The organism is Rhodoferax sp., assembly GCF_039922535.1.
GTDB lineage: Bacteria > Pseudomonadota > Gammaproteobacteria > Burkholderiales > Burkholderiaceae_C > Rhodoferax_B.
Map to the genome: position 1 here is coordinate 1 of NZ_JBDTEM010000275.1, position 13,340 is coordinate 13,340.

The 13,340-nt window shown below is 60.1% G+C and carries 12 protein-coding genes and 1 pseudogene; 10 read left to right on the plus strand and 3 right to left on the minus strand.

Features of this window, described 5'->3' with window-relative positions; all coding sequences use genetic code 11:
* From ABI213_RS12620 to ABI213_RS12630, 3 genes are all read left to right on the plus strand, one after another.
* The coding region (locus ABI213_RS12620; RefSeq protein ID WP_348027363.1) for a hypothetical protein at window positions 1-258 on the plus strand (258 nt) is incomplete at its 5' end.
* 94 nt (window positions 259-352) lie between these two features.
* On the plus strand, window positions 353-1,459 hold the full coding sequence (locus ABI213_RS12625; protein ID WP_348006346.1) for a YeiH family protein: 1,107 nt from the start codon (window positions 353-355) through the stop codon (window positions 1,457-1,459).
* Between the two features lie 29 nt (window positions 1,460-1,488).
* Window positions 1,489-2,520: an LD-carboxypeptidase gene (locus tag ABI213_RS12630; RefSeq protein WP_348006345.1), complete on the plus strand. Its 1,032-nt coding sequence runs from the start codon at window positions 1,489-1,491 to the stop codon at window positions 2,518-2,520.
* Window positions 2,521-2,553: 33 nt separating this feature from the next.
* Here the strand turns inward: ABI213_RS12630 and ABI213_RS12635 are convergent, their stop codons facing one another.
* Window positions 2,554-2,895, minus strand: coding sequence for a hypothetical protein (locus ABI213_RS12635; protein WP_348006344.1), 342 nt, complete (start codon window positions 2,893-2,895; stop codon window positions 2,554-2,556).
* Between the two features lie 290 nt (window positions 2,896-3,185).
* Between ABI213_RS12635 and ABI213_RS12640 the strand changes: the two genes are divergently transcribed.
* The 4 genes from ABI213_RS12640 (at window position 3,186) to sixA (ending at window position 7,670) form a co-directional block, all read left to right on the plus strand.
* Window positions 3,186-4,115 carry an adenylate/guanylate cyclase domain-containing protein gene (locus ABI213_RS12640; RefSeq protein ID WP_348006343.1) on the plus strand — a complete coding sequence of 310 codons (930 nt, stop codon included), beginning with the start codon at window positions 3,186-3,188 and terminating at the stop codon, window positions 4,113-4,115.
* Window positions 4,116-4,223: 108 nt separating this feature from the next.
* A complete protein-coding gene (locus ABI213_RS12645) occupies window positions 4,224-4,934 on the plus strand; it encodes a flagellar brake protein (RefSeq protein ID WP_348027365.1) in 711 nt (236 codons plus the stop codon).
* Window positions 4,935-5,116: 182 nt separating this feature from the next.
* Complete coding sequence (gene ppk1 / locus ABI213_RS12650) at window positions 5,117-7,207, plus strand: polyphosphate kinase 1 (protein WP_348006341.1); 2,091 nt, start codon at window positions 5,117-5,119, stop codon at window positions 7,205-7,207.
* A 1-nt stretch (window position 7,208) separates the two neighbouring features.
* The gene (gene sixA, locus ABI213_RS12655; RefSeq protein ID WP_348006340.1) at window positions 7,209-7,670 is read left to right on the plus strand and encodes a phosphohistidine phosphatase SixA; all 462 of its coding nucleotides are present in this window, start codon (window positions 7,209-7,211) and stop codon (window positions 7,668-7,670) included.
* A gap of 7 nt (window positions 7,671-7,677) precedes the next feature.
* Here the strand turns inward: sixA and ABI213_RS12660 are convergent, their stop codons facing one another.
* Window positions 7,678-8,160, minus strand: a complete 483-nt coding sequence (locus tag ABI213_RS12660; RefSeq protein WP_348006339.1) for a hypothetical protein — start codon at window positions 8,158-8,160, stop codon at window positions 7,678-7,680.
* A gap of 238 nt (window positions 8,161-8,398) precedes the next feature.
* Here ABI213_RS12660 and ABI213_RS12665 point away from each other — a divergent pair, with 238 nt between their 5' ends.
* The 3 genes from ABI213_RS12665 to clpA all read left to right on the plus strand — a co-directional run bounded on the left by ABI213_RS12665 (window position 8,399) and on the right by clpA (window position 13,059).
* A complete protein-coding gene (locus ABI213_RS12665; RefSeq protein ID WP_348006355.1) occupies window positions 8,399-10,141 on the plus strand; it encodes a GGDEF domain-containing protein in 1,743 nt (580 codons plus the stop codon).
* 56 nt (window positions 10,142-10,197) lie between these two features.
* Window positions 10,198-10,557: an ATP-dependent Clp protease adapter ClpS gene (gene clpS, locus ABI213_RS12670; RefSeq protein WP_348006338.1), complete on the plus strand. Its 360-nt coding sequence runs from the start codon at window positions 10,198-10,200 to the stop codon at window positions 10,555-10,557.
* Window positions 10,558-10,719: 162 nt separating this feature from the next.
* Complete coding sequence (clpA, locus tag ABI213_RS12675) at window positions 10,720-13,059, plus strand: ATP-dependent Clp protease ATP-binding subunit ClpA (RefSeq protein ID WP_348006337.1); 2,340 nt, start codon at window positions 10,720-10,722, stop codon at window positions 13,057-13,059.
* Window positions 13,060-13,139: 80 nt separating this feature from the next.
* On the opposite strand, the pseudogene ABI213_RS12680 reads toward clpA, so the two are convergent.
* Window positions 13,140-13,340, minus strand: a pseudogene (locus ABI213_RS12680) (mobilization protein); the annotation flags it as partial.

Sequence of the window (13,340 nt, forward strand, 5' to 3'; positions counted from 1 at the left end):
CGGGCCTTCACGGCCATGCTGGCGGATGCCAGCGGGGACTACCGCGACAAGATGCTGCGTGCGTTTGTGCAAAGCCTGGGGCCGGGCCAGTTGCTGCGGGTGTCGGATGCCGCCCGCGCCGCAGACCCGGCAGACCCGTTCGATATTTTTCGGGGTTGCAGGCAGTGGACGCTGCCTACCTCCGCGCCAGAGCCGGATGCGGCCATTGCCCACTGCGCGCTGGCGTTCTTCAGCGGCGGCCATGTACCCATCCAGTAGATGGATATTAGATAAATAACCCGTTGGACGCGTAAACGCTTGAAATCTACAGTCCCTCCATCGCCTTGCCCAAGGCCTATCCGTTGGAGAAATAATGGCTGTCGCGCTTCTTACCCCTGGTTACCAGGCCCTGCACCCAGCAGCACGCAGCAAGCTGCTGCAATGGCTGCCCGGCCTGGCCTTGAGCGGAGCCCTGGCCGCCACCGCCATGGCGCTGGGCCAACTTGCCTGGCTGCAACTACACGGATTGACCGCGCTCACCTTAGCCATCGTGCTGGGCATGTTGCTGGGCAACGCCATGCTGCCATGGCTTCCCCCACTGGGCCGGGCCGTGGGCCCTGGCGTGCAGGTATCCAAGCAAACCCTGCTACGCCTGGGCATTGTGTTGTACGGCCTGCGGCTGACGGTGCAAGACATCGGCCATGTGGGCCTGATTGGCTTGGTAGTGGATGCGCTGGTGCTGGGCACTACCTTTGGCCTGGCCTGCTGGGTAGGCACCCGCTGGTTGGGCCTGGACCGCAAGACGGCCATGCTAATTGGCGCAGGTAGCTCCATTTGCGGTGCCGCTGCCGTGATGGCGACCGAGCCGGTGCTGCGCGCCCGGGCCGACCAGGTCACGGTGGCGGTGGCCACGGTGGTGGTGTTTGGCACCGTGGCTATTTTTGTGTACCCGCTGCTGTTTGTGCTGAACCAGCACTGGCAGTTGATCCCAGGCGGCGCGCAGACTTTTGGCATGTATGCGGGCTCCACCATCCACGAGGTGGCCCAGGTGGTGGCTGCCGCCCGCGCCATCGGCCCGGATGCCGCCGATGCCGCGGTGATCGCCAAGATGGTCCGGGTGATGATGCTGGCCCCTTTTCTGCTGGGGTTGTCGGCCTGGCTGGCACGTGACGCGGCGCGGGCGGGCAAGGCTACGCCCAGCGCACCCACCCCTTTGGCCGTGCCCTGGTTTGCCTTCGGGTTCGTTGCGGTGGTGCTGTTTAATTCCTTGCACTGGCTGCCCGCGCCGGTACTGGCCTTCGCTGCCGAATTGGACACTGTGCTGCTGGCCATGGCCATGGCAGCCCTGGGTCTGGCGACCCACCTGGGGGCCATCCGCAAAGCCGGGATCAAACCTCTACTGCTGGCCACCATGCTGTTTGGCTGGCTGGTCATCGGAGGGGCATTGATCAACCGCTGGATTCCCGCGTTGCTGGGCTAAAGGCCCGCCTGCAATGGGATACTAGGCGCGTGACAAAACATATTTATATCTATTCCCCCTCTGGCGCGGTGCGCGACAAAGCCGCTTTCAAACGCGGCGTGGCCCGGCTCAAAACCCTGGGCTACGCGGTCGAGATCGATCCCGATGCCCTCAAAAGCCATATGCGCTTTGCCGGTGACGATGCCACCCGCGTGGCCGCCATCCACCGCGCGGCCGCCAGCGGTGCCGACGTTGCGCTTACCACCCGCGGCGGCTACGGCTTGACCCGCATCCTGGGCAGCATCGATTACAAGGCCGTGGCCAAGTCGATTGAAAAAGGCACGCAGTTTGTGGGCTACAGCGACTTCACCGCCTTGCAAAACGCCTTGCTCGCCCAAACCGGAGCGATCACCTGGGCCGGTCCGGCACTGACCGGCGACTTTGGCGTAGAGGACACGCCCGACGACATCATGGAAGCCTGCTTTGACGACCTGGTGGACGGGCAGGGCGAAGGCACCGGCTGGCGGCTGGGGCGTGAGGATGCGCAGATTGCTATAGATTCCGCAGCTGCCAGCGCAGGTGAAATAAGCGCGGAAGGCGATTTTTACTTAAAAGATGCGGTGCTGTGGGGCGGCAACCTGTCGGTGTTGGTGTCCCAACTGGGTACGCCGTACTTTCCGCAGATCCAAGGTGGCATTCTGTTTTTGGAAGACGTGGGCGAACACCCGTACCGCATCGAACGCATGCTGACCCAACTGCTCTATAGCGGGGTGCTGGCGCGTCAAAAAGCCATCGTGCTGGGCCAGTTCACCGAATTCACCAAGGTGCCACACGACGGGACGTTCCGGCTGGCCACCGTGGTGGCCTGGCTGCGCAGCCAAATCAAGGTGCCGGTGCTGACTAATTTGCCCTTTGGCCATGTGCCGACCAAGGTGCTGCTGCCCGTGGGTGCCACGGTCGAGTTGGCGCTGCAAGGCCGTGAGGCGCTGGTGGTTTGGGGCCATGTGTCGCACGGCGGTGCCGGGCACCACCACCACGATCACCATGGCGACCACGACCACAGCGGCCACCATCACCACTGACCACATTTCAGTAAGAGCGCACGCTTGGGGTGTTTAACCCAATCTGCTGGAGCGCGACACCAGGCCCTTGGGCAACAAGCCCTGGAACAGGGGGGCGATCTGCTCCATCTGGGCGCGGGCCGCAGCCTCGCCATCGCGGCTAGCCAGCACGCCCATCAGGTCGGCACGCAGGAACCACAATGACTGAACGTCTTTGGCATAGGCCACGCGGCGTTGCAAAAGCGGTTCTTCAAAACCATTGACTTCGTCCAAGCACGCCAGCATGGCGGAGCGCACCTGCTCCAACTGCTGTGCCCGCCCGGCATCTGCCCGCGCAGTATCTACACCAATGATGTTGTAGAAACTGTTTTTGATAGAGGTGGAGTCCCAAGCCATGGACGGGTAGGTGTGCGTGTAGAAAAATGAATTAAATGCGAAACATGTGACAAATTACACATTACAGTAGCACAAACCCCTTGCCAAAGGTTCACGGATGCCGGGCTTCGGTAACTAGGTGTAATTAATTTCGACTCATTTGCCGAAGGGGAAACATTTTGAATCTTTCCTGGTACTCCAAAAATACCGAGTCTGCCGAGGGCGTTCGTTTCCATTCATAATTTGTCTTGTAAAGCGCATGCAATCCGATAGCTTTTCACCTGCTGCACTAAACTGCATTCACGATTTACTTGACCACTAACGAAGTCTCCAGCATGGGCGTACAGGCCACCGTCGTATTTGCCGATCTCACCGGGAGCACTGCCTTCTATGTGGCGCTTGGCAACGAGAAAGCCACCCGTGCGGTGACCCGCATCACCCAGTGGATCGGCGAGGTGTGCGAAGCCCACCAGGGTCGGGTGGTCAAAAAGCTGGGCGATGGTGTGCTGGCCGTGTTTGCCGATGCAGGCAATGCAGCCAATGCAGTGATCGCCATCCAGCGCGGCCACCAGCAACGCCTGCTCAAATGGCCCGATGCCATCCGTATGGAAATCAAAGCCGGCATTGCCCGTGGTGAGGTGGTGGAAGTCGACGGCGATTGCTACGGCGATGCGGTCAACGTCGCATCGCGGCTGAGCGATTTGTCCGGCGGCAACCAAATTTGGGCCACCGAATCGGTTGTGGCCCAGGTGGACGATACCCTGGGGTTGCGCTTTATGAGCCTAGGCCCGGTCAATTTGCGCGGCCGCCTTGAGGCCGTGCCGCTATACAAGATTGAGTGGCAAGAAGATGCCCGCACAGAATTTGTCACCATGCAGGCCAGCCTGGCCGAGATTGAGCGGCCCGGAACGCACCAGGCGGGGCGCATCCACCTGGCTTATCTGGATACCAATCGCAGTTTTACATCGCAAGAGATGCCGGTATACCTGGGGCGCGCCGAGCAAGCCGAGTTTTTTATCAAAGATCCGCGCGTCTCGCGGCTGCACGCCCGCATTGAATGGCGCAACGGTGCGTTTTTCATCACCGACCTGAGCAGCTTTGGCACCTGGGTGCGCTTTACCGGCAGCGACACCGATGTGCCCTTGCGCCGCGACGATTGCCAGCTGCACGGCACCGGGGAAATTGCGCTGGGGATGCCGTTCAATGACATCAGTGCCCCGACGGTGCACTTCAGTTTTTGACAGCCTGCCCTCTGGTTTTATGGCACTACGGGCTAGCGGGCATAGGTAGACGCGCTGAGGGCTAAAATTTACCTACTGCGCCAGAGACCGTAAGTTTCTGAGCAACCTATGAACAAACCGGCCGCTATTGTCATGACGAAAAAATCCAGCATCGACTTTGAAGACATGAACCTGCAGGTGGGTGTGCGCCTGCAGATCATGTCAAGCCAGTCTGCCACCCCTGCAGTGCACTACACCACCTTGATCGGTTTTGTGCCCGGCGAGTATTTGCTGCTGAAGATTCCGCAGGAAAGCAGTGCCATGTCAGAAGGGGAAAACGTCATCATCCGCGTGTTCTCGGGGGTTTCGGTGTTTACCTTTAGCAGCAAGGTGGAGTCGGTGGTCACGGCACCTCGCGCTTTTTTGCTACTGGCGTTTCCCAGTTCGATCCAGAAAGTGGGCCTGCGCAAAGCGGTGCGGGTCAAGGCCAATTTGCCGGTCAAGATCAAAAACGGGCCAGACCCCCAGAACTTCAAAATGGCCACGCTGTCAGACATCAGTTTGAGCGGCGCGCTGGTGTCTACCGCCCGGCCTTTGGGTACCTCGGGCGACCTGATCGACATCGAATTCACGCTGCGCGACCAGGCCTCGGACCGCGATGTCACCATCAACACCACGGCGTCGATTCGCAGCGTGCAGCAGTCGGCGGGCAGCACGGCCGACGGCGCCACCTTCCATACGGTGTACTCGCACGGCATCAACTTCCACGATATCCAAGCGGCCAACCAGGTGATCCTGCAGAACTTTGTGTACGAGACTTTGTTAGTCCACCGCACCTGATGTTCTGTGCTATTGAATAAGTAGCTGCTGACGCAGGCAGTGCCTGTGCCAGAGGCCTAAAAAACATATATTTTTAAGCCTCTTTTCCCTTCTGCAAATCGTCACGTGACTGTCATTAATTTGACATCAAAACCGCGCACACTGGCTGGTAACCTTCGCGCCCGTTTGCTTGTAGCCACCTGATGCCCCTCCCTGATAAAAACCACCATCCCACCCACCCGGCGACCGCCGTAGCGCTGCTGGACCGCGACCACAGCATTCTGGCCTTTAACGAGCGGGTGCTGGACTGGGCGGTACGCGCCGATGTGCCGCTGCTGGAACGGCTGCGCTATTTGTGCATCGTCTCGGCCAATCTGGACGAATTCTTTGAAGTGCGCGGTGCCCCGCATCTGATTGCCGCACACACCAATGACTACCGCGGGGTCTATACCGTCGATTCCTTCAAAGCGCTGGCCACCGCCGCCCATGCGCTGGTGGCGCGCCAGTACGCGCTGTACAACGACCAGTTGCAGTCGGCGTTTGCCGAACAGGGTTTTCAGATCATCTCGCACGGCGAACGCAATGCCGTGCAGCGGCGCTGGGTCAAGAGCTACTTTGAGCGCGAGGTGCGGCCGCTGCTGGTGCCGGTGGGACTGGACCCGTCACACCCGTTCCCCCAGGTGGCCAATAAGTCGCTGAATTTCATCGTGCGCCTGAGCGGGCAAGACGCTTTTGGCCGCGAAAACGACATCACCATCGTCAAGGTGCCCCGGGTACTGCCGCGCTTTATTCGCCTGCCCGATGCCGTGGCGGGTGACCGCATGCTGTTTGTGTCGCTGTCCAGCGTGATCCGCGCCCACCTGCAAGAGATGTTTACCGGCCGCCAGGTGGGGCAGTTTTCGCAATTCCGTGTCACGCGCCACTCCGACCTGGCGGTGGACGAAGACGATGTGCGCAACCTACGCACCGCCCTGCGCCAAGGGCTGGAGGTGCGCCACTTCGGCCAGGCGGTCCGGCTGGAGGTGTCGGCCGACTGCTCGGAGCATTTATCTACATTTTTGCTCAAGCAGTTTGACCTGCCCGAGCAGGCGCTGTACCGGGTGCACGGCCCGGTGAACCTGGCGCGGCTGACGCAGCTGATCGACCTGTTGAACCGCCCAGCACTGCTGTTCCCGACCTTCCAGGCCAGTTGGCCCAAGCAGTTGACTCAGGGCCAGTCGTTTTTTGAACGACTCAAGCAGGGCGATGTGTTGGTGCACCAGCCGTTTGAAAGCTTTGACGCGGTGTTGGCCTTTTTGCGAGAAGCGGTACACGACCCTTTGGTGTTGGCCATCAAGCAAACCATTTACCGCACCGGACCCGACTCCGAGCTCATGGCCTTGCTGCGTGAAGCCGTGCGCCGGGGCAAAGAGGTGACGGTGGTGGTGGAGCTGAAAGCCCGCTTCGACGAAGAAGCCAACATCAACTGGGCCGAGATGCTGGAGTCCATTGGCGCGCAGGTGGTGTACGGCGTGGTTGGTCTGAAAACCCACGCCAAAATGCTGCTGGTGACGCGCCGCGAGGGCAAGCAACTGCGCCGTTACGGCCATTTGTCTACCGGTAACTACAACCCGCGCACGGCCCGGCTGTACACCGACATCAGCTACCTCACCGCCGAACCGGCGCTGACCGGCGACATGGACCAGGTCTTTCTGCACATCGCCGGGCAAAGCAAACTGCCGCACCTGCGCTGCCTGCTGCTGGCACCGTTCCACCTGCACCGCAAGCTGATCGCCAAGATCAACGCCGTGGGTAAGGCTGCCGCGCAAGGTAAGCCGGGGCGCATCGTCGCCAAGATGAACGCTTTGACCGACGAGGCCCTGATCGAGGCCTTGGTGCACGCCGGCCAGCAGGGCGTGCGCATTGACCTGGTGGTGCGCGGGGCCTGTATGCTGCCGGCGCAAGTGCCGGGTTGGACGGACAACATCCGGGTGCGCTCGGTGGTGGGGCGGTTTCTAGAGCATTCGCGTATCTTTTACTTTGGCAGCGGCGACCATGAGGAGCTGTACCTGTCCAGCGCCGACTGGATGAACCGCAATATGCTGCGCCGCATCGAGCTGGCTTGGCCGGTGACCGACCCCGTGCTGCGCCAGCGCGTCATCGATGAATGCCTGGTGCCTTATCTGCTGGACGGGCGCGATGCCTGGGACCTGGGTGCAGACGGCCGCTACACCCGTACCCGAATCGACGGCCACAGTGCCCAAGCCGCGCTGATGAACCGCTACAGCCAACACCGCCGCAGGCAAGCAGGCTGATATGGATTTGATTCTGTGGCGCCACGCCGAAGCCGAAGAGGGCGATGACCCGCTGGCCGACCTGGACCGCAGCCTGACCCCGCGCGGAACCAAGCAGGCCCAGCGCATGGCACAGTGGCTGGACCGGCATCTGCCAGACAGCACCCGGGTGCTGGCCAGCCCGGCGCGGCGTACCGAGCAAACCGTGCAAGCGCTGGGGCGCAAATTCAAGCTGCGTTCTGAGTTAGCCCCCGGCTGCACCCCGGCGCAACTGCTGGCCGCCGCCCAATGGCCCGAGAGCAAGGTGCACGTGCTGCTGGTAGGGCACCAGCCGGTTTTGGGAGAAACCATCGCCCAGTTGCTGGGTATGGCCGAGCCCGAGTTCTCGGTGCGCAAAGGTGCCGTGTGGTGGCTGCGCCACCGCGAGCGCGATGGCGTGGGGCAGACGGTGCTGGTATCCGTGCAGGCCCCGGAGATGCTTTAAGCCGTTTTTAGGCCTTTTTTACAGGCTTCTTAACGGCCTTTTTTGCAGCGGGCTTCGGTGTCACTTCTGCTGCAGGGCGGCCAGTTTTGATGGTGGGTACTGCTTGTAAAGCTACGCGCAAGGCCGCGTCTGACATGGCTGCCAGGGCTTTGATGCCGGCGCGCAGCAGTTCGCTCTTCTTCGCGGGCTGGGCCAAGGCAATCGAGCGCAGTTTCAAATCATCCAGCACGGTGTATTCGGGCTTGGGGATGGTGAAGCTGTCGCGTACCAGCTTGGGCTTTTTAAGCTTGGCGGGCTTGGCCACAGGCACTACCTTGGCCTTGGCTACGGGGGGCTTGGCTTTGGCCACCACGGGCTTGGCGACCTTCAGCACCTTGGCGCGTACCGCAACTTTCTTCGGCACAACAGGCTTGCTCACCACCACCGCAGGTGCAGCGGCAGCAGGCGTGGCAGGGGTTGGTACGGTAGCAACTTTGGGGGTGGTGGTCATCTATAAAACTCCAATTAAACGATTTATATAGTTTATACGGTTTTATGTGGATTTTCAAATTTGATAGCGTGGACCTGGCCCGTTTTCACCATGCTGTCATCGCCATCCCTTAGGGTCCAGGCTTTTGACGTTCAGATGGAGTGATACCTTGGATACTTTCGCCGTCGACGTGCCGAGCCTAGCCCGCGACTACTTACCGGGCAAGGTGCGCCACGGGGTGGGGCCGCTAGCCGCCTTGATGCGCGAAAGTGCGCTGAAGTCGGTGTTTCAGCCCATTGTGGATTTGCGCAATGGCGGCATCTATGCGCACGAAGCCTTGATTCGCGGTGTCGAGGGCACGGCTATGTTTGGGGCCGATGCCTTGTTCACCGCGGCCCGCAAAGAACGGCTGGTGTTTGAGTTTGAGCTGTACTGTGCGGGTGTGGCGCTGGAAAGCTGGGGCCGACTGCAGGAGCCCGGACGGCTGTTTGTCAATATCAGCGCTGACGCTTTGGTGGATGTGGTGCAGTCCCAGGGTTGCGCCACGCTGGTGCAATGGGTTCGCAGTTTTGGGGTCTTGCCGCGCATGTTGGTGTTGGAGCTGACCGAGCACGAGCGCGTGAACAATATGGACCAGTTGATTGAAGTCGCACGGGATGTGCGCGCTGCTGGCTTGTCGCTGGCATTGGACGACTTTGGCGATGGACGTTCCAGCCTCCGGCTGTGGTCGCAGGTCAAGCCGGAGATCGTCAAGATCGACAAGTACTTCACCAAAGATATCGCCCACCACGCCGACAACTTGCAAACCTTGCAGGCCCTGAAGCAAATTGCCACTATTTTTGGCACCCAACTGGTGGCTGAGGGCATCGAGACACAAGATGACCTGCGGGTACTGCGCGACCTGGATCTGGCCTACGGGCAGGGCTATCTGTTAGGTCGGCCCGAGCAGGCTCCCCGGGTCAAAGTGCATGGGGCCGCGATGGAGGTTTTAAACGATACGCTGGTGTCGATATTTCCGGCATCGGGGCGGGTGTCACGCTCAGGTGTTTTGCGCGGCCTGGCGGTGCAGCAAGCGCCCTGTGCCGATTTGCACACGACCAACGACCAGTTGTCAGCCCTGTTTTTGCAGCACGCCGACCTGCACGCGATTGCCATCGTGGACAACGGCCGTCCGCTGGCGCTGGTAAACCGGCACCAGTTCATGACCCACTATGCCACCCCGTATTACCGCGAGGTGCATGGGCGTAAGCCCTGCCTGGCCAACGCCAACCACGCGCCCAGGCTGGTGGAGCGGGACCATAACGTCGACGAGTTGGTGGGCATCCTGACATCACAAGACCAGCGCTACCTGACCGAGGGGTTCATCGTGACCGAAAATGGGCGCTACATCGGGCTGGGCACCGGCGACCAATTGGTGCGTTCGGTTACCGAGGTGCGGCTGGAGGCGGCCCGCCACGCCAACCCACTGACTTTTTTACCAGGCAATATCCCGATTAGCCAGCACATTGAGCGCCTGATGGATGCTGGAGCCGACTTTGTGGCCTGTTACGCCGATTTGAACCATTTCAAGCCATTCAACGACCATTACGGCTACTGGCGTGGTGATGAAATGATCCGCCTGGTGGCCAAGTTGGCCCTGGCCCACTGCGATGCCAAACGTGATTTTGTGGGCCATGTGGGTGGCGACGACTTTATCTTTTTGTTCCAAAGCAGCGACTGGGTGCAGCGCTGTGAAGCCATCGTGCTCGAATTTGCCGAGCGGGCCCTGGCTTTGTTCGATGCCCCGGCGCGGCTAGAGGGCGGCATCCATGCCGAAGACCGGCAAGGCGTGCCGCGGTTTTTCCCGTTCACCACGCTATCGATTGGCGCGGTACGCATTCAACGTGGCCAATATGGGCACGCGGAGGAAGTGGCCAATGCCGCCGCCTTGGCCAAACACGATGCCAAGGTGCATGGCGCGGGTCTTTTCATCCGCGAAGCCGCAAGCGCAACACTGGCGTAAGAGTTGGAATGCACCAGCCTTCGGCAGGGCCGCAAACTGCTCTATAAAATGGCCCCATGGCCACCAAAACCCCCAAAAAGCCACCGCAGCCCGTAACCCCCGCATCCACACCGGATGATGGCGGTTCGGTCGTGCTGGAGCGGCGCACTGAAAAAATCCAGCCCCCCCAAATGCACCAGGTGCTGATGCTCAATGACGACTACACCCCCATGGAATTCGTGGTGGTGGTGATCCAGGAGTTTTTCAGCAAGGACCGCGAAACGGCCACCCAGATCATGCTCAAGATCCATTTGGACGGCTGCGCTGTGTGCGGCGTGTACTCCAAGGATGTAGCCGCCACCAAGGTAGACCAGGTGCTAGAAGCCGCCAAACAGAACGGACACCCTTTGCAATGCGTCAGCGAACCCGTGGGTTGATTTTGAAGGCTTGAATACGACAAAGCACAACCCATGTAGAGTGCGTAGCAAGAAAGTCACAAAGAGTTGTTAAGTGAAATAACTTTCATGCTCCGGAGCGGCTCTGCCGCCGAAGTCATAAAAGTTGTGTGTCGAAATCAGCATGGCAAAAAAGGAATTCACATGATTGCCCAAGAATTGGAAGTTAGTTTGCACATGGCATTTGTGGAAGCGCGCCAGCAACGCCACGAATTTATTACCGTCGAGCACCTGCTGCTGGCGCTGCTGGACAATCCCAGCGCCGCCGAAGTACTGCGCGCCTGCTCGGCCAATATCGATGATTTGCGCAAGTCGCTGAGCAATTTCATCAAGGACAACACACCCCAGGTGGCTGGTACCGATGACGTCGATACCCAGCCCACCCTCGGCTTCCAGCGGGTGATCCAGCGCGCCATCATGCATGTGCAGTCCACCGGCAGCGGCAAGAAGGAAGTGACTGGCGCAAACGTGCTGGTCGCCATTTTTGGCGAAAAAGATTCGCACGCCGTGTACTACTTGCACCAGCAGGGTGTAACGCGCTTGGACGTGGTCAACTTCATTGCCCACGGCATCAAAAAGAGCGATCCTCCAGAGCCCGTTAAAGCCGCTGAAAACCAGGCAGAAGGCGAAGAGGGTGGTGGCGAGAAGAATGAAAAAGCCTCGCCCCTGGAGCAGTTCACCCAGAATCTGAACCAATTGGCTAAGGAAGGCAAGATCGATCCACTGATCGGGCGCGAGTACGAGGTGGAGCGCACCATCCAGATCCTGTGCCGCCGCCGTAAAAACAATCCGCTGCTGGTGGGCGAGGCCGGTGTGGGTAAAACCGCGATCGCCGAGGGACTGGCCTGGCGCATCACGCAAAAAGAAGTCCCTGAAATCCTGGCCGAAGCGGTGGTGTATTCGCTGGACATGGGCGCGCTGCTGGCGGGCACCAAGTACCGCGGTGACTTCGAGCAACGCCTCAAAGGCGTGCTCAAGTCGTTGAAGGATCGGCCAAACGCCATTTTGTTCATCGACGAGATCCACACCTTGATTGGTGCCGGTGCGGCATCGGGCGGCACGCTGGATGCATCCAATTTACTCAAACCCGCGCTCTCTAGTGGCCAGCTCAAGTGCATTGGTGCCACCACCTTCACCGAATACCGCGGCATCTTCGAAAAAGACGCAGCCCTGTCACGCCGCTTTCAGAAGGTCGATGTGGTCGAGCCTACCGTACAAGAAACGGTAGAGATCCTCAAGGGTTTGAAGTCGCGCTTTGAAGAGCACCACGGCGTGAAATACGCCCTGGCCGCGCTGCAAGCCGCCGCCGAGCTAAGTGCCAAGTACATCAATGACCGCCATTTGCCCGACAAGGCGATTGACGTGATCGACGAGGCCGGTGCAGCCCAGCGCATTCTGGCGCCCAGCAAGCGCAAGAAAACCATCACCAAGACCGAGGTGGAAGAGATTGTGGCCAAAATCGCCCGCATCCCGCCCGCCAATGTGTCTAACGACGACCGCGGCAAACTCAAGACGCTGGAGCGCGACCTGAAGAGCGTGGTGTTCGGCCAGGACAAGGCGCTGGACGTGTTGGCTTCGGCCGTGAAGATGGCGCGTTCGGGTCTGGGCAAGGGCGACAAGCCGATTGGCTCGTTCCTGTTCAGCGGCCCCACCGGCGTGGGCAAGACCGAAGCGGCCAAGCAACTGGCCTACATCATGGGCATCGAGCTGATCCGCTTTGACATGTCTGAGTACATGGAACGCCATGCGGTGAGCCGTTTGATCGGTGCGCCTCCGGGCTACGTGGGTTTTGACCAGGGCGGCTTGCTGACCGAGGCCGTTACCAAGAAGCCGCATTGCGTCTTGCTGCTGGACGAAATTGAAAAAGCCCATCCGGACATTTTCAATGTGCTGTTGCAGGTCATGGACCACGGCACGCTGACCGACAACAACGGGCGCAAGGCCGACTTCCGCAACGTCATCATCATCATGACGACCAATGCGGGTGCCGAGACCATGAACAAGGCAACGATTGGCTTTACCAATCCACGCCAGGCGGGCGACGAAATGGCGGACATCAAACGCCTGTTCACGCCCGAGTTCCGCAACCGTCTGGATGCGACCGTCAGTTTCAAGGCGCTGGACGAAACCATCATCCTGCGGGTGGTGGACAAGTTCCTGTTGCAACTGGAAACCCAGTTGGCCGAGAAGAAGGTAGATGTCACGTTTACCGACGGGCTGCGCAAGTACCTGGGCAAGAAGGGTTTCGACCCGTTGATGGGTGCACGTCCGATGCAGCGTCTGATCCAGGACACGATCCGCCGTGCCTTGGCCGATGAGTTGTTGTTCGGTCGCTTGATTGACGGTGGCCGTCTGACGGTAGACATGAAAATCACTACAGACGAAAAGGGCGTGGAAACCGGCGAAGTCGAGCTCGACATCCAGCCGCTGCCCAAGCGCGAAGGCCGGGCCAAGCCCGAGTCGGAAGAAGCCACCGCGGGCTAACTCCCCACTTGCTTCCCCACAAAAAAGGGGCAGTACCACATTGGTACTGCCCCTTTTTTTATAGCACTCCGCGCAATAGGCTAGAGCGGTAGCGTGTCAAAACCTGCATAGGCTTTGCGCAACCAGGTTTTGACACGCTGGCGTTCCAGCATGCCCAGGCCATCGGTCTCGCTGCGCTCGTGCACGGCGCTCCAGAAGCTGGCGCTTTGGCGGTCTATCTTGCGCATGCTGGCATCTTGCGACTGGGGTAATTCAATCACGCGTGCGCCGTAGGCCAACGC